18 protein-coding genes are annotated in these 24,905 nt (G+C 55.8%); 12 read left to right on the forward strand and 6 right to left on the reverse strand.

Features of this window, described 5'->3' with window-relative positions; genetic code table 11:
* Positions 1–8 precede the first annotated feature (8 nt).
* Positions 9–1,220 (reverse strand): ammonium transporter, encoded by a 1,212-nt coding sequence (locus tag G516_RS0115085; protein WP_211225137.1) that lies wholly within the window; start codon positions 1,218–1,220, stop codon positions 9–11.
* Between the two features lie 616 nt (positions 1,221–1,836).
* Positions 1,837–4,038, reverse strand: a complete 2,202-nt coding sequence (rlmKL, locus tag G516_RS0115090) for a bifunctional 23S rRNA (guanine(2069)-N(7))-methyltransferase RlmK/23S rRNA (guanine(2445)-N(2))-methyltransferase RlmL (protein WP_028294343.1) — start codon at positions 4,036–4,038, stop codon at positions 1,837–1,839.
* Between the two features lie 177 nt (positions 4,039–4,215).
* Here rlmKL and rmf point away from each other — a divergent pair, with 177 nt between their 5' ends.
* Complete coding sequence (gene rmf / locus G516_RS0115095; RefSeq protein WP_028294344.1) at positions 4,216–4,413, forward strand: ribosome modulation factor; 198 nt, start codon at positions 4,216–4,218, stop codon at positions 4,411–4,413.
* A 153-nt stretch (positions 4,414–4,566) separates the two neighbouring features.
* Here rmf and G516_RS0115100 read toward each other — a convergent pair whose 3' ends face one another.
* Entirely contained in the window at positions 4,567–5,589 is a 1,023-nt protein-coding gene (locus tag G516_RS0115100; protein ID WP_036536723.1) for a quinone-dependent dihydroorotate dehydrogenase, read from the reverse strand.
* A gap of 54 nt (positions 5,590–5,643) precedes the next feature.
* Complete coding sequence (locus G516_RS0115105; protein ID WP_245582677.1) at positions 5,644–5,892, reverse strand: DUF2835 domain-containing protein; 249 nt, start codon at positions 5,890–5,892, stop codon at positions 5,644–5,646.
* A 358-nt stretch (positions 5,893–6,250) separates the two neighbouring features.
* On the opposite strand from G516_RS0115105, the gene G516_RS0115110 reads away from it, so the two are divergent.
* Genes G516_RS0115110 through G516_RS0115135 form a run of 6 tightly spaced genes read left to right on the forward strand, consistent with a single transcriptional unit; the run spans position 6,251 to position 12,548 of the window.
* Positions 6,251–6,904, forward strand: coding sequence for a pilus assembly PilX family protein (locus tag G516_RS0115110; RefSeq protein WP_156879058.1), 654 nt, complete (start codon positions 6,251–6,253; stop codon positions 6,902–6,904).
* Complete coding sequence (locus tag G516_RS0115115; RefSeq protein ID WP_028294348.1) at positions 6,904–7,257, forward strand: hypothetical protein; 354 nt, start codon at positions 6,904–6,906, stop codon at positions 7,255–7,257. Before G516_RS0115110 ends, G516_RS0115115 begins: the two co-directional genes overlap by 1 nt.
* A gap of 8 nt (positions 7,258–7,265) precedes the next feature.
* Positions 7,266–10,610 (forward strand): PilC/PilY family type IV pilus protein, encoded by a 3,345-nt coding sequence (locus G516_RS0115120; RefSeq protein WP_028294349.1) that lies wholly within the window; start codon positions 7,266–7,268, stop codon positions 10,608–10,610.
* Positions 10,611–10,612: 2 nt separating this feature from the next.
* Positions 10,613–11,107, forward strand: coding sequence for a GspH/FimT family pseudopilin (locus G516_RS24055; protein ID WP_051219481.1), 495 nt, complete (start codon positions 10,613–10,615; stop codon positions 11,105–11,107).
* The gene (locus G516_RS0115130) at positions 11,104–11,736 is read left to right on the forward strand and encodes a prepilin-type N-terminal cleavage/methylation domain-containing protein (RefSeq protein WP_028294350.1); all 633 of its coding nucleotides are present in this window, start codon (positions 11,104–11,106) and stop codon (positions 11,734–11,736) included. Before G516_RS24055 ends, G516_RS0115130 begins: the two co-directional genes overlap by 4 nt.
* Positions 11,721–12,548 (forward strand): PilW family protein, encoded by an 828-nt coding sequence (locus tag G516_RS0115135; protein WP_156879059.1) that lies wholly within the window; start codon positions 11,721–11,723, stop codon positions 12,546–12,548. The genes G516_RS0115130 and G516_RS0115135 overlap by 16 nt, the downstream gene beginning before the upstream one ends.
* Positions 12,549–12,612: 64 nt before the next feature.
* On the opposite strand, the gene G516_RS0115140 is transcribed toward G516_RS0115135, so the two are convergent.
* The gene (locus G516_RS0115140) at positions 12,613–13,722 is read right to left on the reverse strand and encodes a S8 family serine peptidase (protein WP_028294352.1); all 1,110 of its coding nucleotides are present in this window, start codon (positions 13,720–13,722) and stop codon (positions 12,613–12,615) included.
* 405 nt (positions 13,723–14,127) lie between these two features.
* Entirely contained in the window at positions 14,128–18,975 is a 4,848-nt protein-coding gene (locus tag G516_RS0115145) for an NAD-glutamate dehydrogenase (RefSeq protein WP_028294353.1), read from the reverse strand.
* Positions 18,976–19,204: 229 nt separating this feature from the next.
* Here G516_RS0115145 and G516_RS0115150 point away from each other — a divergent pair, with 229 nt between their 5' ends.
* Genes G516_RS0115150 through G516_RS0115170 form a run of 5 tightly spaced genes read left to right on the forward strand, consistent with a single transcriptional unit; the run spans position 19,205 to position 24,903 of the window.
* The gene (locus G516_RS0115150; protein WP_028294354.1) at positions 19,205–20,164 is read left to right on the forward strand and encodes an AAA family ATPase; all 960 of its coding nucleotides are present in this window, start codon (positions 19,205–19,207) and stop codon (positions 20,162–20,164) included.
* 29 nt (positions 20,165–20,193) lie between these two features.
* Complete coding sequence (locus G516_RS22790) at positions 20,194–21,231, forward strand: DUF58 domain-containing protein (protein WP_051219482.1); 1,038 nt, start codon at positions 20,194–20,196, stop codon at positions 21,229–21,231.
* Positions 21,231–21,770 (forward strand): DUF4381 domain-containing protein, encoded by a 540-nt coding sequence (locus G516_RS24060; RefSeq protein ID WP_028294355.1) that lies wholly within the window; start codon positions 21,231–21,233, stop codon positions 21,768–21,770. The genes G516_RS22790 and G516_RS24060 overlap by 1 nt, the downstream gene beginning before the upstream one ends.
* Positions 21,767–22,828, forward strand: a complete 1,062-nt coding sequence (locus tag G516_RS22800) for a vWA domain-containing protein (RefSeq protein WP_245582678.1) — start codon at positions 21,767–21,769, stop codon at positions 22,826–22,828. The genes G516_RS24060 and G516_RS22800 overlap by 4 nt, the downstream gene beginning before the upstream one ends.
* Entirely contained in the window at positions 22,828–24,903 is a 2,076-nt protein-coding gene (locus G516_RS0115170; RefSeq protein WP_028294356.1) for a vWA domain-containing protein, read from the forward strand. The genes G516_RS22800 and G516_RS0115170 overlap by 1 nt, the downstream gene beginning before the upstream one ends.
* Positions 24,904–24,905 lie beyond the last annotated feature (2 nt).

The raw sequence follows: 24,905 nt of genomic DNA on the forward strand, positions 1-24,905 counted from the left end.
GGTCACGATCAGTCATCACAGGTTGAGCTGATTTTGTGAATGCTCAGGTCAGCGCCGTTGAACTCGTCTTCTTCGTTCAGACGCAGGCCAGCAACTGCCTTCAGCAGACCGTAAACGATGAAACCACCGCCCACTGCAATCACCACACCGGCAACCGTACCGATGATCTGAGCCATCATGCTCACGCCACCAAGGCCGCCCATGGCTTCGGAACCGAAGATACCGGCAGCAATCGCACCCCACACACCACACAGGCCGTGCAGCGGCCATACACCCAGTACGTCGTCAAACTTGCTGAACTTGTTCTGTGCCAAGGTGAATACGTACACGAACAGAGCACCTGCCACACCTCCAACGACCAAAGAGCCAATTGGGTGCATGATGTCGGAACCGGCACACACAGCCACCAGACCAGCCAGTGGGCCGTTATGGATAAAGCCTGGGTCATTCTTGCCAACCAGCATAGCGACCAACGTGCCGCCAACCATGGCCATCAGGCTGTTCACAGCCACCAGACCAGAAATGCCATCCACGGTTTGGGCAGACATCACGTTAAAGCCGAACCAGCCAACGGTCAGAATCCACGCACCCAGCGCCAGGAATGGAATGTTGGATGGTGCAAACGCTACCACCTTACCGTTGCGGTAACGACCGTTGCGGGAACCCAGCAAGTAGATAGCCGCGAACGCAACCCAGCCGCCCACACCGTGAACCACAATAGAACCAGCGAAATCATGGAAACCCGCACCGTAGCTTTCTTCCAACCAGCTCTGGAAGCCGTAGTTGCCGTTCCAGATGATGCCTTCGAAGAATGGGTACACAAACGCCACAATCAGGAACGACGCCAGCAGGAATGGATAGAACTTGGCACGCTCAGCAATACCACCGGACACAATCGCCGGAATTGCAGCAGCAAAGGTCAGCAGGAAGAAGAACTTCACCAGCTCGTAGCCGTTGTTTACGGTCAGTTCACTGGCTCCGGCAAAGAAGTTGCTGCCGTAAGCGATCTGATAACCGATAAAGAAGTAAGCCAGGGTAGAAACCCCGAAGTCGGTCAGAATCTTGACCAGTGCATTCACCTGGTTTTTGTGGCGGACAGTACCCACCTCCAGAAATGCGAAGCCTCCATGCATCAACAACACCATAATGGCGCCCAGCAGGATAAAGAGCGTATTGGTGCCAGACATCAGTGTTTCAACTGCGCTGTTTACGCCTGTCAGATCCAGACTTTCCACAAGAATTTCCCCTCTGTTTCGTTATGTCGTTCTCGCTGGTTAGTGAAAGGGTCACCACCAGCGCTTTTTGCACTTTAAGAGTGCTTATTCTCTTACAGGGGTTGGTATTAGCAGGATGTGTACCAACTTTGTCATCTTTGTCACATACCGAAGTGACAATTTAGACTCAAAACAAGGCACCTCAGGCAAATACAGCACCACGGGCGGGCACTTGATAGAAGATAAAAAGAATTCGGAGGGTTTATAGTCGCCGAACAAACTCAATTTATGCACCAGATAAAAACACCAGATTTAAATTAGAGTTTATTTTGGTGCGTTTTTGGGGTTTGGAATGCGATGCGTGCCGATCGCATGTTGGGTGTAGTGCGTCGGGTGTCGGGTGTCGGGTGTCGGGTGTCGGGTGTCGGGTGTCGGGTGTCGGGTGTCGGGTGTCGGGTGTCGACAACATGATTGTAGGCTGGGCCCCGCCCAGCAATCGTTGGGCACGGCCCAACCTAAAGCTGACTACATTTCCATTTGTAGGGTGTGCACTGCGCACCACCAAAGTATCCAGCCATACAAATACGGCTGCCACTAATGGGCAGCCGTATTGGCCATGCAATTACGCTCGCTCAATATGGAAGCAGTGGTGAATGTTCGGACGACGTGCGTAGTCCTGCGGCACCGACTTCTTGCTGACGTTCTGAATCTTCAGTGGGCCTGCGGCTCCTGCTTGCAGGGCATCCGTATCCATCCCGAATTTGCGCAAGTTGGTCGAGAAGATCAGCAAGCCACCCGGGTTCAGACAGGCCATGGCTTGTTCAATCAATCGAACATGGTCCCGTTGAATATCCAACACCCCTTCCATCCGCTTGGAGTTGGAGAAGGTTGGCGGGTCCATAAAGATCAAGTCGTATTTACCTGAACAGTCAGCCAGCCACTGCAAGCAATCCGCCTGAATAAATTCGTGTTTACCCGCTTTGATACCGTTCAGCTCAAAGTTGTCCTTGCCCCAGTTCAGGTAGGTACGTGACATATCCACGCTGGTACACATGGCACCGGCCTTGGCGGCGTGCACACTGGCAGTTGCTGTGTAGCAGAACAGGTTAAGAAACTTCGGCGCAGGCAGTTTGGCAATGCGCTTGGCAATGTCCAGACGGGTTGGACGGTGATCCAGAAACAGACCGGTGTCGAGGTAGTCTTTCAGGTTCACCCACACTTGCGCCTGACCTTCGCGGGTCGGGAAACGGTGACGAGCAACGCCATCGGTGCTTTGTTTCTCGTACTGCTTTTTACCCGCCTGGCGCTCACGACGCTTCAGCACGATTTGATCGGCACTAACGCCTGTTACTTCAGGCAGTACTGCCAGCACGTCGAGCAAGCGACGTTCGGCCTTGGCTTCATCAATGGACTTGGGTGGCACGTATTCCTGCACGTGCAACCAGCGGCCACTGAGTGGATCACGGGCATCGGTGTAGATATCGACAGCTACCGCGTACTCTGGCAAATCCTGGTCGTACACCCGATAGCTGAAGATCTCTTCGCGCTTGGCCCACTTGTCGATTTGCTTGAGGTTTTTCTTCAAGCGGTTGGCGAAGGCTTCCACCGGACCACGAATCATCGATGCCTGCGGCTGGCTGGAACGTTCATCCGCTGCGTCAAACATCAGCAGCTGGGTTTCAATCTTGCCGTTCAGGAACTTGTAACGCTTGGCAAACGGACGACGAATGGCCTTGGCCAAATCAGTATTGCCGGTGAATACCGCCAACTTCCACTCTGGTACACGCATCGCCGCATCATGCAGCTGCTGGTACAGCGGTGCCAGCTGCGGCAGTTCGCTCAGTCGCTCGCCGTATGGCGGGTTGGTAATCAGCAAACCGCCCTGTTCGATGGCGTCCTTGCTGATGCGCAACTGTTCGACTTCGCGTTTTTCCAGATGAATCAGACCCGCCAGACCGGAGCGCGCCAGGTTGGCGCTGGCCGCGTCCAGCTGTTTGGCGTCTTTATCAAAACCGTAGAAACGGTTCTTCATGCTGTTAATGCCATCGGCACGGCGTTCGCGGGCTTCTTCCACCAGCTCCAGCCACAGCTTGCGGTTGTGGCCATGCCAGCGCTCAAAGCCATGCTCCTGACGGTTCAAACCCGGTGCTACATCGGCGGCCATCAGGCCTGCTTCAATCAACAAGGTGCCGGAACCACACATAGGATCGACCAGATGCTTGCCCGCCTTGGCCATTTCGGGCCAACCGGCACGCACCAGCAAGGCCGCGGCGAGGGTTTCTTTCAACGGTGCCAGGCCCGGCTGTAAACGATAGCCACGACGATGCATGCCAGAACCACTGAAGTTCAGATAGATGGCCAGCTTGCCTTTGCGCAGCTGGGCTTCCACCCGAATGTCGGCGTTTTTATCGACGTTAGGACGTGAACCTGCTTCCTCACGGAAACAGTCCACAATGGCATCCTTGATCTTCTGGGCACCAAACTGGGTGTTATTAATAAACGGGCTACGACCGTGGAAGTCGATGCGGAAGGTCGCGGTGGACGGGAACACCATGGTCCAGTCGATGTTACGCACATGATCGTACATGGCTTCAACGCTGTCGGTGTCTTCTTCCAGCATCGGCATCAAAAGACGGTTCGCCAGTCGGGACCACAAGCACACACGGTAAGCGGTCTCCAGCGTGCCTTGCCAGTGCACACCCAGGTGGGTTTCGCGTTCAACCTCACCACCCAACGCGCGGATTTCGTCGGCTAACAGGGGTTCGATACCCTTGCTGCATACAGCCAGCCAGGAACGGGTCGGGAGTGATTGGTTTTCTTGCATAGAGTTCATGCCTATTGGACGAAATAGCCAAACGTTACAAACGAGTGACATTTTATTTAAATAAAATCGTTAACAAGTGGTGTCTATTCGCGATACAACACCAGTGTCGCTGTTGAAGATCGTCTTGAACTGAACGACCGCAGCGATCATTTGCTAATTGAAGCGAGGATGCATCGTATGAAAAAACAGAAACGCGATCTGCAAGAACGAGCTTACTCACGCGGCTATCGCGCTGGCATTGAACGGAAATCCAAAGATCTGGCTCCGCCAGATGGGGCTCTCCGGGATGCCTGGCTGGCCGGTTGGCGCTCTGGACGCGCAGACCACTGGGATGGATACACCGGCGTTTCTGGTATTCATCGGATGGTTGTCTAACCATCTTCGGGGGCTCTCCAGGGCATGGTAATAAAACCACTTTCTTTGAGCCTCAACAGCATCGATTTCCAGCCTTCGGGCTGACAAAAAAAAGCAAGCCTCCTACCCCGGGAGGCGGCCCCCAAGAGGGGCCTTTTTTATGCCTGTCAAACCTCAGTCGTGATTGGCCAGTGCTTCTACCATTTCACGAATCAGTTCAGGGCCACGGTAAATAAACCCACTGTACACCTGTACCAGCTCGGCCCCGGCTTTCACTTTATCAATCGCGCCTGCGCCATCGGTAATGCCGCCAACGCCAATCACTGGCAGCTTGCCATCCAGCGCCTTGCACAAATTTTCCAGCACTTCGGTGGCTTTCTCTTCCAGCGGGGCACCACTCAGGCCGCCCTGCTCGTTGGAGTTTTCACAACCTTCAACGCCATCGCGGTCCAGCGTGGTGTTGGTAGCGATCACACCGTCCATACCACACTCAACCAACGCACTGGCCACCAGACCAACTTCGTCGGTATTCATGTCCGGCGCGATTTTCACGAAGATTGGCTTGTAACCAAAATGCGGTGCCAGTTCTGTCTGCTTTTCTTTCAGCGGTTGCAGCAGTTCCTTCAGGGCATCGCCGTATTGCAGGGTACGCAGTCCAGGTGTGTTCGGGGACGAAATATTCACCGTGATGTAGGTGGCGTATTGGTACACCTTTTCCAGACAGATCAGGTAATCGTCCACGGCGTTTTCAACCGGCGTGTCGAAGTTTTTACCAATATTGATGCCCAGCACGCCGGTGTAGTTGGCGCTCTTCACTCGCTCGATCAGGTAATCAACGCCTTTGTTGTTGAAACCCATGCGGTTGATGATGGCCTGACGCTCAGGAATACGGAACAAACGCGGCTGCGGGTTACCCGGCTGAGGGCGCGGCGTGATGGTGCCGATTTCGATAAAACCAAAGCCCATGCGGCTCAAGGCGTCGATGTAATCGCCGTTTTTGTCCAGACCAGCAGCCAGGCCAACCGGGTTGGGGAAACGGATACCCGCCACTTCCACCGGCTCGCCCTTGACCTCTGGCAGCATGAATTTCAACAGCTTCAGACGCTCTGCAGCGCCCATCAGGTCAAGGCTGACTTCGTGGGCAGTTTCGGCACTCAGGCTGAACAACAGGGGGCGAATGGCGCTGTACCAATCCATAGGAATCCTCGAGGGGTGATTGTAAAGGGGGAGATGATTTCAAAATTGGCGGGATTATACGCGAGACAACTCAATAATGCGCTGGAACTTGCCCTGTTCATCGGTATCAATTGCAAAACGTCCACGAATACCGTCATGGCGCACCACCCCACGTAGCACATTGGCCGGAAACCGGACCGTTCTGCCATCCAACGCCACCACCTGCACCATGCGCACCGCCCCCGAATAATACTGCTGGTAGTCACTTGCACTGATGTAAAGGTCGAAAATCACCCGCGCCATATGGTCATCCGTTTTGGCCATTCTCAAATCTGTGTAGCACTTAAACAGTATAGAAGTCGCGCAGGCTCATTTGCAGGTCTTTGTTCACTGTGCATCAGTCTCTGACCAACGACACACCCAGACATTGTCAGCATCAAAATAACCATTACTGACACACCTATAAAAACTGCTGGTCAACCTGGTAGTTGAGGTGACACAAGCAAACGCCTTAAACCCTCTACCCACCGGCGTTTGTCGGGTTCTGTCGCCCTGTCAAAAATTGTGCAATTCAGATCCAGCCCCAGCGCCGTTGTGGCGATAATTTCCATTCAACCCAACACTTCCAACAGTGCCACGGAGAGCCACGGTGTCTGCCTTCGGCCGATTAAACGGATTCCTTTTGCCAACTACCCACACGCCAGCTATCGATTTGCTATTCGGCTGCCGGTCGCCAGAGCCTTATCCATTCGCACGCAGTGGCAATCGACAGCGTGGCTCGGCCCTGATCATCAGCCTGGCCATGCTGACGGTGCTCACCGTTGCAGCCGGTGTCGCCTTGCAGGAAACCACCTTACAAAACCGCGCCATCACCAATTACAACGTCAAACAGCAGGTTCGTACCGCCAGCGTTAACAGCATTGACCGCACCTACGGCAACCTCAACGCCTACTACGAAGCCCTGGGTTCCGATGCCCTCGACGACCTGATGGCACTGATCAGCTCAGAGAAAAACGCCATCCAAAGCCAAACCGACAACGGCACCAGTGACGACGAGCTTAGCTACGACAACGTTGGTTTGAACCCCTACAGCCAATACGGCTGGGCACAGCCCTCCACCACCCGCTTGAGCGCGGTCGGTACCGTATCAACACAGATTTATTACGACACCGCCCACCCGATTAATAGCAACTGTCTGAAGTGCAACGCTGGCAGCAGCGGCGGCCAAACCAGCCGTTACCCGTTCCGGATTGTCGCCACCACCACCGACAGCAACGGCAAGATTGTTTCGCGCCAGGTACAGGGCATCACACTCACCGGCGCAGGGGCCAACTGATGAATTGCTATCGTGCTTTGCAACACGGCCTGTTACTGGCCTGGATGTTAATCAGCCACGTGTGTTTGGCCGACAACCTGATGAACAGCGTGGAGTATCAGGTTAGTGCTACCAACCTGAAGACCTTCTCCGGCACTGCGCTGTCTGTGGCCTTGTGCGATGGCTGTAATGCCCAAAGCTTCAGCCTGACCAACACAACAGAGCTGCAGGAGTACCAACAAACCATCGACCTGCAACGCGCCAGCGAGCTCTATCTTCGCAAGACACCCGCGATCATTTTCATTGGCGTCGACCGCGCTGCCAACACCATCAATTACGTCAACTTTGGCGGCCACGCCAGCAGCCAGTATTGAGACCGACCATGATTACCCGCAACAAGTCTGTGACTGTATATAAAAGCGCCGCCAGCCATCTATTGGCGTTGCTATTGGCAGCCCCGGCTTGCCTTGCCGACGACACCGAAATTTACGTATCCAACAGCGATACCGATACACCACCAAACGTGGTGTTTTTATTCGATACCTCCGGCAGCATGGCAACCAGCGTGTACGAAGACGGCCAGTCGGTCGGCTCCCGTCTGGATGTGGTCAGGGATGCCGCCATCGATGTGTTGAACAACGTCAGCGGCATCAATATTGCGCTGGCTCGCTTCAATACCGATAGCGAGGGAGGACGCCTGTCGACCCCCATGCTGTCGATCGATGACGACGGCATCAAGGACTTGCTTGGCAACGTTCTGGACAACTACTCGGCCTCCGGTGGCACCCCGCTGACCGAAAGCCTCTACGAAATAGCGCAGTTTTATCGTGGCGGCAGCATGACCTATGGCTCAACCGACGCCGATGACACCGACCAATGCATGGTCAGCAGCAGTACCGACAGCGCCTTCAATCATGGTTCTGGCATGGGGCAATACGCCTCGCTCGAGCCAGCGGTACCCACAACATCAGACGGCTACGTGGTGACCCGCGGAGACTATGTGGTGTCTCCCAGCCGTCAGGTATTCAGCAGCAATGGATACCGCTACCAACGGGTGGCAGGCTGGAATAATGGTAATAACAGCGGAAATAACGGCGGTGGTAATAACGGCAGTAATAACGGAAGCAACAATGGCAACGGAGGTTGGAACAACGGTGGCAATAATGGAAATGGCAACGGAAACGGCAATAACAACGACAGCTCTGATGACAATTCAGACAACAGCTCCGACACCAGCAGCTGTGAAGAATACCTGAACCTGGACGACACCCACGACGGCAGCGGAGACTACGTTTCGCCCATCACCGCCTCCTGCCAGAAAAACCACATTGTGGTATTCACCGACGGCGAACCCAACGGCGACAAAGGCGCAGACAGCCAAATCCGCACCTGGTTAAGCACCCTCGCCAGCGCCGACTTCCCGGTAGATGAAGATTTTTCCGAAACCTGCGGTAGCAACGGTGCCGACGGCGATTGCGCCGAAGAACTGCCCTACTTTCTCTACAACACCGATAACAGCGAAGAACTCGACGACGATCAGCCCATCTACGTGCATACCATTGGTGGGTTTATCGGCGATGAGTACGAAGAACGACTGGCAGCCATGGCCGAGTACGGTGGTGGTATTTCCGGCAGTGGCGACGACACCGAAGCACTCACCGAGGCTCTGAACAAGGTATTCGCCACCATCACCGCCACCTCGGGCACCTTTGCAGCCCCCGCTGCAGCCGTCAGCGCGTTCAACAGCCTGGAGCACCTGGACGAGCTGTATTACTCGGTCTTCAAGCCGTCAGAAACAGCAGCCTGGCGCGGTAACATCAAACGCTACCGGCTCGGTTCCGACGGCACCATTTACGATGCCAATGGCGACGCTGCCATCGACGAAGACAGCGGCTACTTTGCCGACGACGCCACCAGCTACTGGACCGAATCCGAAGACGCACCGGACGGCTCGGACGTCACCTTGGGCGGCGCCGCCCGTCGAATGGACGATGCCAGCGCCCGCAACGTGCTGACCAACTTTGCCAGCAACAACCTGACCGCCTCTGGCAACCGGATCACTTCAGACAATACCGACTTGTACGACCTCGATGCATTCAGTGACCTTAGCGACGACGACAAAGCCGACTTCCTGCTGTGGCTGTCCGGCATCGATCCGGATTCTGCCGATGGCGGTGCCCGTCGGGAAATGGAAGACCCATTGCACAGCCAGCCATTGATGCTGACCTACGGCACCCGCACCAACGCCTCCAGCGGCGAAAGCGAACCTGACGTAACCCTGTTCGTTGGCACCAACTCCGGCTATTTTCACGCCATCGACACCGCCGAAGACGACCCGGCCGAACGCTTTGCGTTTATCCCGACCGACCTGTTCGACAGTGCACTGTCGTATTTCAACGACGACACCAGCAAGGCCTACGGACTGGACGGCAAGCTGTCGTCCTACCATGTCGACAGCAACAACGACGATATCGTCGACAGCGACGAAGAAGCCTTGCTGTTCATTGGCATGCGGCGTGGTGGCAAAAACTACTATGCCCTCAATGTAGCCGACCGCGACAACCCCAAACTTGCCTGGGAAATCGTCGGAGGTAGCGGTGACTTTGAAGAAATGGGCCAGAGCTGGTCCGAACTAACGCCCGTTACTGTTATGTGGAAAGGCAGCCAGCAAACCGTGCTGTTTTTTGGCGGTGGCTATGACGAAGCCGAAGACGATAACAACCAGCGTACCGAACACAGCATGGGCAACGCCGTGTATATGGTTGACTACCAAACCGGCGAACTCTTGTGGAAAGCCTCCAACACCGGTGCCAACCTCAACCTGACCGAGATGACCAGCGCCATCGTCGCCGACATTGTTCCGGTGGATGCCGACAACGACGGCGATGCCGATATCCTCTACACCGCCGATCTCGGTGGCCGGATCTGGCGCTTTGACCTGGCCCAGGACAGCAGCGATTCCAACTCGGCCAGCAGCTTTGCCAGCGGCGGCGTGATTGCCGACGTCGGCGAAGACGACACCGAAACCAACATCACCCGCTTTTACACCACACCCGATGTGTCGTACCAAAACAGCGGCAGTTTTGTCGCCGAAGACGGCGTGGTGTACACCGCCGGACGCTACCAAATCGTCATTGGCTCGGGTTACCGCGCTCACCCGCTCGACACCACCACCGTCGACAACATCTACGTGATCAACGACTTCGATACCGACGCCGCGCCTGAAAGTTACACCACCGTTGAACGGGCAGACCTCGCCGAAGTAGGCTCACTCTCCTCAGCAACTGCCAGCCAGATGCAAACCGGCTTGTACTACCAGCTAACCGGCGATGGCGAGAAAATCCTCACTGACGCCACCACCCTCAACGGCTACACCTACATCACCTCGTACCTGCCGCCCGATGGCACCAGCAGCAGTTGCGAAACCGACCTTGGCACCACCGACCTTTACATCCTGCAACTGGTGTACAGCGTCAACGACGACGGCGACCAGGAAGCTAGCCTGCAAGTCGATACCATCGACACCAACGCACCGGGCATTGCCGGTTTGTCGGCACCACTGTACGTCGACAGTGACAGCAGCAGCTCCGATGCCATAGAGAGCGACAGTGATGACGACAGCGTCAGCAGCTGCGACAACTCAGCCATTCTGGCGGTCGGCACCGTCACGGTGAAAACCGACAACTGCCAGAACACCATCAGCCGCAGCTACTGGCAGGAGTACTGAACATGCTGTTAATCAACACCTCGCAGACACCGCCTTGCACACAGCGAACCCTCCGAGGATTCACCCTGATCGAGCTAATGGTCATCATCGCCATATTGGGCATTCTGATGGCCGTTGGTACGCCATCGCTTCACACCTGGCTGACCAACAAGCAATCCGAAGCCATGCTTAGCCAGTTGTTGAATGACCTCAGCTTTGCCCGCAGCCATGCCATCTCCAACAGCACGGATGTGGTGATTGAACCAGGCAGCAGCTGGGAAGACGGCTGGACCGTGCGGGAAGATTCTTCGTCCATCGACCTGCGTGTGGCAACACCACCGGAAGACGCCACCATCAGCGCCAGTTTTACCGGCGCACTGGGGTTTGACGCCTACGGCCTTGCCAGCAACACCGGCGCTTTAACCTTGCAGCTGGCGGGTTGTACTGGCAGCCGGGTGTATCAGGTTAATCTCAGTGTTTCCGGGCAAACCACCGTCACCACGAGCGACTGCCCATGACTGTTCGCCACCGTTTGCCGCATGAAAATTACCGTCGCCGGTTAGCCGGCTTCAGCCTCATCGAACTGATGGTCACCATGGCCATCACCACCATCGGACTGGTTGGTCTGGCTTTCACACTCTTGGAATCCGATCGCTTTTCGCAGGAAAACACCTACCAGTCGTTAGCCATGAACATGGTCGATGACCTTGGCCATCGCATTCGACTAAATGCCCAGGCCTACGCCGACTACGACACAGCTGGAGCGGCCGCCAGCTGTACCAGTCAGCCAAGCCAATGTGCGGCATGGCACAACGGCAGCAGCCAGCAAGCCGCCGCCAATTGCAGCACAAGCGAGCTGGCCGCCTACGACCTGTGGGACATCGCCTGTGCCGGAACCATCAACGACAGCAGTGCCGACTACACCTACAGCAGCAGCGCCGACTCACTGCCAAACCCGGAACTGATTGTCAGCGTTAACGACAATCAGGGCTACAACGCCAGCTCCAGCGAGGTCAGGATTACCCTTTCGTGGGACGTCCGCACCGCGGGCCAGGACGACGAGGGCAACGCCGTTTATAGCCGCGACCAGGCCAGCCAATATCGCAGTAGCGTTTCAACGGAGTTCAGCCTGTGGCACAACGACTGATACCCAAACGGTCTTTCAGACAACAGCGAGGACTGGGGCTGGTTGAATTGATGATTGCCGGCACCCTGTCGGTCATCATCGGCATGATCCTGTTTCAACTGATGATGGGGGCCAACCGCAGTGGCAACCGTATTGGCAGCATGTCGGAAGCACAGGAGAACGCCCGCTTCGCCATACACTGGCTGGCTGAGCACATCGCCGCTGGCGGCTACAACCCGTTCAGTGAAGTCGCACCCGACAGCATCGTGATGGCCGCCTGCAGCAACAACGCCACACCACCGGCCGCCAACGCTCATTGCTCCATTGATAACACCGACACTCCGGACCAGGTTGCTATTGAACGGGTATCAGACAACGGCCTGACCTGCACCGGCGCCAGCCTGGCTGACCTTGGTGTTGCCGAAACCGACATGGTAGTGGATGTGTTTTGGGTCGAACGGGATTCCGGCAGCGGCGATGATGAATACGACGACCTGTTGCGGTGCGCCACCTACACATCCTCCGGCACCCTGCTGGATTCAGCGCAAACGCTCACCAGCGGCATTGAAGACTTGCAGCTGCTCTACGCCACCGAAGACAGCCATGGCTTTGTTGCACTGGCAGATATCAGCGACGTCAGCGCAATTTCCGCCGTTCGGCTGGCCATCCTGGCCCGTGGCTACAGCGACGCTGCCCGCCTGACCGGCACCCGCAGCTACCTGCGACTGGACGCCGACCCGCTGCGCTTCAGCGACGGCGTGCCACGACTGATGTTTGAAGACACCGTGTATTTGATGAATAGCGAGAACGTGGTGGCGGATAACTCTGAGTAACAGGTCTTGTTGCATCGATTTCCAGCTACTCAAAGAAAGTGCCCACAGAACGTGGGCATTTTGCTTACCATTGAACGTCTATAGCACGTCCCTTGTACCCTTGGGGATTAACAATGGTTGTTCCATCATAGTCATAGATAGTGTCGTAATAGCCAATTGAACGAATCGCGTTGTAAATTTGCTGAGGATTGCCAGATTTACATATGCTGCTATAGGCTTCACAAGCTGTCGCGAATACACCAGACATGATGGCTGTGGCGCCAGATGTTTCGCCAAAGCTCCGGGTTTCAACACCGTTTTGATCCAAGCCCCACAAACCTTCCCCTGGCATATACGCACTGATTTTTGGTTGATTGGCAGGAACCGACCGACTGTCTACGATAATCGGGTCACTGGCGTTTGGACGGGCCATATCTGACAAGATGATATCCTGAGTGCCCACCACTTCCGACAGACTGTAATAGCGTGATGCACTGGTCACATTATCAAAATAGTTAAAATTGCTGGTTGCAGTGACAACGAACACTTCCTCTAGCCTGGAGCCCGTTTCACCACTGGTATTTGTTGAAGGATCATTACCCGCAGAAACCACGATAATAACGCCTTTTCCATGCAGGTCTTTCAGCAGGTTTTCAACAGTTGTTCTGTTGGGCTCCTGATTAGGAAACATACCACTGTAATTCAGGATATCTCCTGGTTTTGCGATAGTTTTGAACTCTTCCAGAGCTTTTATGATTAGAGTAGTACTAAAAAAGGCGCTACTTCCGTTGCTCACTTTTGCCATTACAATATTGGCATTTTTTGCTACACCATACGTTTTTCCACCTATGATAGTAGCCACCTTCGTACCGTGTCCACGGTAGTCCCTGCCGTAGTCAGGGTCATCCCTTGTAATGTGATACTGATATTCATCACCATCCGCAGGCGTCAGCGCTTCATTCATATCATATACCGTAGCTCTGCCACCGAACTCACTGGCAACCCGACTATTTCCGAGAGTCAAGCCAGTGTCCATAATGAACACGGTTTGACCCCGTCCAGTTGCCGAGGTTGTATACTGTCCATCTATCCGACCATCCAGTCGGTCGAGAGCCCAGTTCCAATCTGTTTTCAAAGCGTGAGCAGCACTACTGCATGCAAGCATCGCAGTAATCAGAAGACATGATTTCTTCATTACATTTCCTATTGATAAGCAATTTATCGCCAACAAGTCAGAGATCAAAACCCCTCTGAAATCATTATTAGCGGCCACCAATAATAAGGATTTAATAACCAATACGATGAGAACCGAGTCTCTACGACTGCGGCATTGACGCACAAACAAGTCTTTACAATACAAAGATAAAAATAAAACATCCGTTAAAAATTAATTCATAAAGCGACCACCATAAAATCAGTCCAAAAGATAAAGAAAACCACACACCTAACTTCATCTCACCTGTAAAACAACATATGTTTATTTAACACCGTATTTCCGATATCGGACTCTGTATTTTCGGGCAGATATATCCAGCATAAAAAAGCCGGTACTGCTCTCGCAGCACCGGCTTCGGGTTTACCACTTCAAGGGGTTTTCGCCTTATGCGTCTTCCTCTTTGGAAGCATCAGCCACAACCACGGCGGCTTTGCTGGCTTGCGCCAGGTCCAGCAGTTCGCGCAGGGCAACAGCTACCATGGCAAATTCGACGTTGTCTGCCGATTTCAGCTCACCCAGCATCGAGGTCCAGCGCTCGACCATGTGCTGCTGGTCGGTTTGCCAGCGGGCGACCGATTCAGCGGTATCTTCACCTTCGGTTTGCTGACCCAATACGCTGATGGTCAGTGCTCGTTGCTGCCAGTCGAGGTCGTCACGCAGGCTTTCACGAGCCAGTGCTTCCCAGTGGCTGTTGGTCGGCAGGGTGTTGATCTGTTGTCCCATCCAGCTCAGCGACAGTTGCTCTCCCACTTCGAAGTAGGCCGCAGACACTTCAGATACCGGACGGCCGGTTTCGGTTGCCGCTTCAATAATGCCCAGGGTCGAGTACAGATTTACAGCACCGGCGGTGTAAGCCGCCAGTTGCTCCGGCACGCCTTGATCCAAACGAGCCTGATACGCTGACTGCCAACGCTCCAGCGCAGAACCGCGTAGGGCGTCGCCCAGGTTACCTGCAATCGCGGCAACCGCCGGACGGAAGCTGGCAACTTCGGCTTCAATGTCGATCGAGTAACGACGATTACGCAGGAACCAGCGTGTAGCACGACGCACCAGACGCATCAGTTCCGACATCATGTCTTCCTGCAGTTCGGTCGGAATCTGGTAATCCAGCTCCGTCAGGCTCTGCCACAGGCTATCCAGCTGGAAGATGTCGCGGGCGGCAACGTAACAGCGGGCAATGTCGGCCACGGTGGCACCAGTGGATTTATGCAACCGGTGCATAAAGGTGATGCCCATGTAGTTAACCATGTCATTAGCCAACTGGGTGGCAATGATTTCACGACGCAGACGGTGGCCGCGCAGCTGCTCACCGAAGCGTTCGTCCAGCGCCTGTGGGAATGCTGTGGTAATGATTTCAGACACATAGCCGTCGTTGTAGATTTCGGCGGTGTTCAGCTGCTCTTTCAGGTCAGCCTTGGCATAGGAAATCAGCACCGACAGTTCTGGTCGGGTCAGGCCCTTGCCATTGGCGCGACGCTCGGCCAGCAGCTCATCATCGGGCAGGAATTCCAGCGCCCGGTTGAGTTTGCCCTGGCCTTCGTAGGCCTTCATCAGGCGGGTGTACTCTTCCAAACGGCTGAGGCAGTCCTTGTAGGCCAGCGCGATGGCCTGGGTCTGACGGTAGTTATTCTTCAGCACCAGTGACGATACGTCGTCGGTCAGGTCCATAAAGATCTTGTTACGCTGCTTGCGAGTGAGGTCGCCGTTGTCCATCACTTCGTTCAGCATGACCTTGACGTTCACCTCGTGGTCGGAGCAGTCCACACCACCGGCGTTATCAATAAAGTCGGTGTAGCTGGCGCCACCGTTAAGGCCAAATTCAATCCGGCCCAGCTGGGTCATACCGAGGTTGCCGCCCTCGCCCACCACTTTGGCGCGCAGGTCTTTACCGTTCACCCGCAGACCGTCGTTGGCCTTGTCGCCCACTTGCGAATTGCGCTCGCTGGAGGATTTGACGTAGGTACCGATACCGCCGTTCCAGATCAGGTCGACCGGTGCTTTCAGGATCGCGCTGATCAGATCGTTCGGCGGCAGACGGTCGGCAGAAATACCGAACACCTGTTTCATTTCAATGGAAATCGGAATGCTCTTGGCGGAACGATCGAAGATGCCACCGCCTTTGGAGATCAACTCCTTGTTGTAATCGGCCCAGCTGGAACGTGGCAGGTCGAACAGGCGTTTGCGCTCTTCCCAGCTGGAAGCAGATACCGGCTTGGGATCAACAAAGATGTGCATGTGGTTAAACGCTGCGACCAGGCAAATATGCTTCGACAGCAACATGCCATTGCCGAATACGTCACCCGCCATGTCGCCAATACCCACAACGCTGAAATCTTTTTCCTGCACGTTGTGGCCGCGCTCACGGAAGTGGCGCTGTACCGATACCCAGGCACCCTTGGCGGTAATGCCCATTTTCTTGTGGTCGTAACCAATCGAGCCACCGGAGGCGAAGGCATCTCCGAGCCAGAAGCCACGGGATACGGCGATTTCGTTGGCGATGTCAGAGAAGGTTGCGGTGCCTTTGTCCGCCGCGACCACCAGATACGGGTCGTCGCCATCGTGACGCACCACGCGCTCTGGCGGATACGGCTGGCCTTCTACCAGGTTGTCGGTAACGTCCAGCAGCGAGCTGATGAAGGTTTTGTAGCAGGCAATGCCTTCAGCAATAAAGGCATCACGGCCACCGTCTTTCGGCAGCTGTTTGGCCACAAAACCGCCTTTGGCACCAACCGGCACGATCACCGCGTTTTTCACCTGCTGGGCTTTTACCAGACCCAACACTTCGGTGCGGAAGTCATCCAGTCGGTCAGACCAACGCAAGCCACCACGAGCAACCTTGCCGCCGCGCAGGTGCACACCTTCAACCCGTGGGGAGTACACGAAGATTTCAAACATCGGGCGAGGCAGCGGCATGTCGCTGATCAAGGCCGGATTAATCTTCAGCGAGATATACGACTTCACTTCGTCGTTTTCGTCCAGCTGGAAGAAGTTGGTCCGCAAGGTCGCTTTGATCAGTTCGATATAACGACGAATGGTACGATCTTCGTTCAGCTGGCTAACGTCATCGAGGCTGTCGATGATGTTCTGTTCCAATTCTGCACAGGCCGCTTCACGCTGCTCGCTGTCGCCAACATCCAGCCCAAAACGGGTGTTGAACAACTGCACCAGCGAGGAGCTGATAGGAATGTAACGGCACAGGGTATCGGCAATGTAGTTTTCCGAAATACCAAAGCGAATCTGCTTCATGTAACGGGCGTAAGCACGCAGCAGGGAAATCTCTTTCCAGCCCAACTGGCCACCCAGTACCAGACGGTTAAAGCCGTCGTTCTCGGCCTGACCATTCCAGATGGCGCGGAAGGCATCCTGAAACAGCGCTTTCACTTCAGAAATGCTGATGCTGTCAGACAAGGTGTATTGCAGCAGGAAGTTGTGAATCCACACCACTTCACCGGTTTCGGTGATGATTTCGTACGGGTGTTCGCCCAGCACGCGCAGGCCGAGGTTTTCCAATACCGGAATCACATCCGACAGCGGCAGGATGGAACCGCGGTGGAACAGCTTGAAGCGCAGGTGGTTGTTGTCTTCTTCCAACTCGCGGTAGAACACCATGCCGAGGTCGTCCGGCTTGCCTTGCAGCAGGTTTTCCATGTGCTGGATGTCGGCTACGGCAGTGCGGGCACCAAAGCTTTCACGGTATCCGGCCGGGAAAGCCGAACGGTAGTTATGGAACTGGCGGTTACCGGTTTCTTCACCTACCTGTTCAATCAGGGCGTCGTGCAGGTCATCCGACCAGGAGCGCACCACACTCTGGATCTTGCGGGCCACCAGCGCTTCGTCGAAGCTGTTATCGCGGTCGCTGTCCAGGCGCAGGGTGTACTGGGCGCGGGCCAGCACCGACTCCGAGAAGTAGGTGGTGAATTCCACATCCAGCGGTTCAAACTCCACGCGCAGCACGCTTTCGATGCGTTGGCGCAGTTCGGTGTTGTAGATATCACGCGGTACATAGACCAGACAGCTGACGAACTTGCTGTAGGTATCGCGACGCAGGTAAACGCGGGTCTGACGGCGTTCCTGAATATTCAGAATGCTGATGGCGGTTTTGTGCAACTGCTCGACGTCAGACTGGAACAGCTCATCACGCGGATACACTTCCAGAATACGGTTCAGTTCCTTGCCGCTGTGGCTGACCGGATCGAAGTTGGCCAGCGCCCGAACCGCTTCGAGCTTCTTGCGCACAATCGGAATGTTGTTCGGAGTTTCGGTGTAAACGATGGAGGTGTAGAGGCCCATAAAGCGCACACCACCAATCACTTCGCCCTTGTCGTTGTAGCGTTTTACCACCACGTAGTCCGGGTAGGCCGGACGATGAACCCGGCTACGCACGCCAGATTTCATAAAGCTCACCGGACTGTCGCCAGTGATAAAGTCGTGGATGTCTGCCGACAGGTCTTGCAGCTTCAGGCTGGAGCGTTCAGCCCGGTGGAAGCGGAATGTGCCTAGGTCTTGCGATTCATCACGCACTACCCACTCTTCTTTGCCTTTCGTTTCGAAGTGGAATTCATCCGACGCCAGGAAGGTAAAGTGATTTTCGCTAAGCCAACGAATAAAGGCTTCGGCTTCTTTGCTTTGCTCGGCTTTGGACTGCTTCAGCTGGTTGGCCACTTCCGTTGCACGCTCAACGATCTTCGGGAAGTCCTCAACGCAGCAGGTCACTTCTTCCAACACCGAGTGCAGGGCATCGGTCAGACGCTGCAACACGTCCTTGTCGGAATGGTGGTCAAACTCGATATAAAGGATGGCTTCCGGCGTTTTGCTTTTGCCCGGCTTGGCCCAGTCGATGTTACTCTTGAGGTTGTGGTCCTTGTCGCGGCTGGCATGCAGTACACAGTACTGAATCGCATGCAGCGACATCTGACGGGCGTTCAGCTGCATCCGCACCGAGTCGACCAGGAATGGGACATCGTCGCACACCACCTCGACCACCGAGTGCATACTCTGCCAGCCGTGGTTTTCATGGTCCGGGTTGAACACCCGAATCTTGGCCTCGCCGGGCTGACGATTCTGGACAAAATGCCAGGTAGACAAGGTCGCACCGTAAAGATCGGCAACCGGTCGTGCCAGCAGTTCGTCAACCGCTGCATTGGCGTAGTAAAGATCGGCAAATTTGCCCAGCGCTTTGGCCTGGGCTTCGGTGTTACGTTCAGAGATGATGTCGTGCAAGGCGGTGAGCATGCTGGAGACCCCGTAAAGTCCACGTTTTTATAAATTTTAAGACTAGCAGTGAATACGAATATTTCAGTGACCTTATCCATGTTAGCGGGTTCACTTCAGGATATGCTCCTGATAACGACTTGAACTTAGTGGATATGCCCCAATCTCACTGGCCGTTCTGGCCGAAATCCATTGTTGCGGATTTGGCCCATTCAGAGAGACTGATCAGACCGCATTACAGGAAATCGACATGTCCCATCAACAAGGATTCCAACAGCTACGCAATGCCCTGCAAAGCCGCATTATTGGCCAGCCTCACCTAGTAGACCGTTTGATGGTGGCGCTGCTGAGCGATGGCCATTTGTTGGTAGAAGGCGCTCCCGGTCTGGCCAAGACCAAAGCCATCAACGCCCTTGCCGACAACGTTGAAGGCGACTTCAAACGCATCCAGTTCACCCCGGATTTGCTGCCCGGCGACATCACCGGCACTGAAATCTATCGTCCCGAACACCACAACTTTGAATTTCAGGCTGGCCCGATTTTTCATAATCTGATCCTCGCCGACGAGATCAACCGGGCACCGGCCAAGGTACAAAGCGCATTGCTGGAAGCCATGGCCGAACGTCAGATCACCGTCGCGGGTGTAACGCGCCAGCTACCTGAGCTGTTTCTGGTAATGGCGACCCAGAACCCGATTGAGCAAGAAGGCACCTATCCGCTGCCCGAAGCCCAGCTCGACCGCTTTATGATGCACGTAAAAATCGACTACCCGGATGCCGAAGCCGAGCTGGCCATTCTGCGTCTGGCCCGCGGCGAAGCCATGAAACAGCCCCCCGTCGAGGTGCCCAAGCTGACCCAGCAAGACATTTTCGCCGCTCGTAAAGAGGTGCTGGAGCTGCACATGAGCGAAGCCGTCGAGCAATACATCGTGCAGCTGACCATGGCCACACGCCGCCCCGAGCAATACCACCAGGCACTGGCACACCAGATTGAATTTGGTGCCAGCCCGCGCGGCACCATTGCACTGGAACGCTGTGCCCGCGCCCACGCCTGGCTGATTGGCCGTGACTACGTCAGCCCAAGCGATGTGCAAGCCGTTATTCACGACGTGCTACGCCACCGCATCCTGCTGAGCTTCGAAGCCGAGGCCAGCGGCCGCAGTGTCGATCAGGTGATCGACGACATCATTCAACTGGTTCCTATCATCTGACCCTTTGACTCGCGGAGAACAACACAGCCATGAACGGAACGGGCGAATTTTCCGGCTTTGAGCTGTTTCATCACGGCCCGCAGGCAGACACCAGCAAGCTCACTGCACTGAGCCAGTTGGCCACGCGCCTGCCGCTGCGCAAACAAAAGAAGGTCCTCAGCGCCATGTCGGGTGGCCACGCCTCGGCCATTCGCGGCCGTGGCCTCGACTACGCTGAAAACCGCCTTTATCAGGCCGGTGACGACATACGGGCGATGGACTGGCGGGTCACCGCTCGCACTGGCGAAGCCCATATCAAGGTGTATCAGGAAGAGCGCGAACGGCCGGTACTGTTGGTAGGCGATTTCCGCGCCAGCATGAACTTTGGCAGTCGCCGCACTCTCAAGCAGCTGGTTTGCGCCGAACTGCTGAGCTTGCTGGGATGGGCTGCCGTACGCGAAGGCGATCGACTGGGGGCACTGTTGTTCAGCGAGACCGACGAACTGGATATCCGTCCGCGCACCGGCAACCGCCAGGTACTGCAACTGATTCGTTCAATCACCGACTTCTGCGACCACGACACACCCCGGGCCAGCCAATCCGACGAACAACAACGCTTCTACCAGCTCATGCTGAACCTGCGCCGCATTGCCCGTCCGGGCACCGCGATTTACATCGTCAGCGACTGGCGAGGTATGAGCAGCGACGCCGAGGCGCAGCTATTCCAACTGCGACGCCATTGCGACATCACCGCCATTCAGGTCCATGATCCACTGGAAGCCGAACTGCCTGACATGGGGTTAATGACACTGACCGACGGCCACCAGCGCAGCAATCTGCACACTCACCGGCAACAGCGGCAGCAACACCAGCAAGCCTTTGCCGAGCATCAGCAAGCGTTGCACAACCACATGATGCGGCTGTCGACACCACTGATTTCCGTGTGCACCACCGACCACCCGCTGACGCGTCTGCGTGAGGGCATGGGCTTCAGCCAGAATGCCAGCCAGCCTATCAACTCCGGCCACAGCTCGGCTGGACGTTCACCAGGCAGTTCGGATGGCAGCTGGAAAGGGGGCCACAACTGATGGCCAATACCACACAACAACTGCCGCTGGCAGACATTCACCTGCCCGACCCGATTGGCTTCTGGCCATTGGCACCGGGCTGGTGGATTGTGATTGTTCTGCTGCTGGTGGTTATTGCCACAGCGGCCTGGAGCTATCGCCACTTATGGGTGCCAGCACGGCAACGCAAACTGCGCCGCCAACAAGCGCAAGCATGGGTCTATCGTTTGCAGAGCCAGATGCACAACCTCAACCTGGAAGACGCCAGCCAGCGCCAGCAGTATCTGATTGAACTGCAAACCTGCCTGAAACTGTGGATGAAAACGCACGCCCCCCACAACCTGAACCTGATTGGCAAACCCTGGCTGACGGCGCTGGACCAGTACTGCGTCAACGCCTTCAATAAGGACAGCCTCGAACTGCTGATGAAAGGCCACTACCAGAACCCCGAGTCCATTGCTTTACCGGCTTTGCAAACCCTGCACGAGCAAAGCTGCCGCTGGCTGTTGAATGCTGACCCCACAGCCAAACCCCAAACAGCAGTGGAGACCAGCGCATGAACACCTTGCTGGCCTTTATGGAATCCCTGCAATGGCATTGGCCATGGGCATTTGTGCTGCTGCCGCTGCCACTGCTGGCCCGCGCCTTTTTGACCCCGCGCCAACCGCAGCAATCTGCCCTGCGCGTCAGTCGCCTGCAACAGTGGTCGACGGAACAACAAAACGCTGGGCCCGGCCGTGAGAGCAATTTGAAACGCCTGTTAGCCCTGCTGGCCTGGTGCTGTCTGGTGACCGCCGTTGCACGGCCATTTCAAATGGGCGAAGCCGTACCGCTGCCCCAAAGTGGCCGCGATCTGATGCTGGCCGTCGACATATCCGGCAGTATGCAGGTGGAAGATATGCAGGTCAGCGGCAGCTGGACCCAGCGTTTGAATGCGGTGAAATACGTAGTCAACGACTTCATCGACCAGCGTCAGGGTGACCGGCTGGGGCTGATTTTGTTCGGCTCCAACGCCTACGTTCAGTCACCGCTTACCTTCGACCGGGAAACCGTACGCAAATACCTGTTGGAAGCCCAAATTGGTCTCGCCGGAGAGCAAACCGCGATTGGCGATGCCATCGGCCTTGGCGTCAAGCGGCTGCTGTCGCAGCCGTCCGACAGCCGCGTGATTGTGCTACTAACCGACGGTGCCAATACCGCTGGCGAAGTCGACCCGGTCAAAGCCGCCGGACTGGCAGCAGACAATCAGGTACGCATTTACACCATCGCCCTGGGAGCCGATTCCATGGTGGTGCCTTCGATATTTGGCAGTCGCCGTGTCAACCCGTCACGGGATCTGGATGAAACCACCCTGACTGAAATCGCCAGAGTCACCGGCGGGGAGTTTTATCGCGCCCGCAACTTTGAAGAATTGCAGAAAATCTACGACGTGATCGACCAGCTGGAACCCACCGAAAAAGACCCCGAACAATTTCGCCCCCAGCACAGCCTGTTCCAGTGGCCGCTGGGGGTGGCACTGACGATCGCCATGCTGCTATGGCTCGCTCAGGCTGCAGTTCCAGCGTTCCAACGGTTGAGCCACAAATCGGAAACTGACCCTGTAAAAGGAGGCCAATAATGGAAAGCACGCTGTTGGAATCCTTCCACTTTATTCGCCCTTTGTGGTTATTGATGCTGATACCCCTGGTTTCCCTGTTGTTGCTGGGCCAGCAACGCCGCAAACAGCAACGACAGTGGCATCAGGTGATCGACCCACAACTGATCGATCACATGGTCGAACAGGCGCCGTCCGGCCAGCACATGCCGCAGCTGCGCTGGCTGGCCATTGGCGGCCTGCTGGCGATTTTTGCCGCCGCAGGCCCCAGCTGGCAGAAGCTACCACAGCCGGTCTACAAGAATGACGACTCGTTGGTGGTGCTGCTGGATATGTCGTATTCCATGGCCGCAGAAGACGTTAAACCGTCCCGTGCCGAACGGGCGATTCAGAAAGTCCACGACATTCTCAACACCCGCCGCGATGGTCTGACAGCACTGGTCACCTACGCCGGTGACGCCCACACCGTGACGCCGTTGACCGACGACAACGCAACCATCGCCAACCTGCTGCCAGCACTGTCGCCGTTCATTATGCCGAAAGCCGGCAGTCGACCAGACCTGGCCATCCAACTGGCCCAGCATCTGGTTCGGGACGCCGGGCAAAAAGGAGCGCAGCTGCTGCTGATTACCGACGGCATTCAGGACCGTGACATTGGCCGTATTGAAAGCGCCCTCGACACCCCGGATTTCCAGCTGGGCATCATTACGCTGGGAAGCAAGGAAGGGGCACCCATTCCGTTACCCAAGGGCGGCTTTTTGCAGGATGGCAACGGCGCCATGGTGCTGCCCGGCCTGAACACCGCGCCGTTCAGCCAACTACGGCAACAAACCGGCATTCAATGGCAGCCCATCAGCCTGCTGGATAACGACTGGCAATCGCTGATTCGCCAACAACCCGTAAACGCCGAAGCCGCAGACAGTGATGGCATCCAGCGTCAGTACGACAGCTGGATAGATGAAGGCTACTGGCTGCTGCTGCCTCTGCTGCCTCTGGCCCTGCTGGTGTTTCGCAAAGGTACCTTCGCCGTTTGCGTGATGGCTGCGGTATTGCTCAGCAGTGCCATCCCTGCCCAACCGGCTTATGCCGAAGAAGCTGGGCAAGTCGCAACAGCGCCTGCAGAGTCCAGCGTCTGGGATAACTTGTGGTCCACCCCCGATCAGCAAGGCTCACAATTGATAGCGACCGATCCGGCTGCCGCCGCCCAACGCTTCGAAGATTCGTCATGGGCAGGCAGTGCCGCCTACAAAGCCGGCGACTATCAGGCCGCAGCCGATGCATTTGCCAAGGCTTTGGAGCAAAACCCAACGGCCGAAGGTTATTACAACCAGGCTAATGCCCTTGCCCAGCAGGGCAAGCTGCAACAGGCTCTGGACGCCTACGATCAGGCACTGGCACAAAACCCGCACATGGAAGATGCCATCGGCAATCGCAAGATCGTTGAACAGGCGCTCAAGCAGCAACAGCAGCAAAATCAAAACCAATCCCAGGATTCTTCCGACAACTCGTCACAGGATGCTTCCCAAGGTGATGAGCAGAATCAGCAAGATCAAGGTCAGCAACAGAACAGCCAGAATCAACAGGGCTCGAATAAACAAGATCAGGGCCAGCAGCAAAGTCAAAGTAACCAGCAGGGTCAACAACAGGGCCAGTCCTCGGATCAGGCAAATGATCAGCAAGGCCAATCTGGTAACAGCGACAGATCCGAGCAACAAAACGACAAGGACTTCCAGCAGCGCCTGCAACAACAGCAAAACCAGCAAGCGCAGCAAAACCAGCAACGTCCATCGGATGCCGAAGCAGGACAGCAACAGTCCACCGAGCAGCGCCAAGAGCAAGGACAAGATCCCGGACAGCAAGATCAGACCCAAGCGGAATCTGGCGAACAAGGGGATGACCAGACGCCTCAAAACGTACAGCCATTAGGTGATATTCCGGCCGACAGTCTGAAAAACCTGTCCCCCGAACAACAAGCCAACCTGCGTCAATGGCTGAACCGGGTGCCCGACCAACCGGGTAAATTGCTACAGCGTAAATTCCTGTACCAGTATTCACAGCAGCAACAACAAGAGAACGATCCAGAGGAAGTACTATGGTGATT

Origin of the sequence: Oceanobacter kriegii DSM 6294 (assembly GCF_000422845.1) — a bacterium.
Taxonomy (GTDB): Bacteria; Pseudomonadota; Gammaproteobacteria; order Pseudomonadales; family Oceanobacteraceae; genus Oceanobacter; species Oceanobacter kriegii.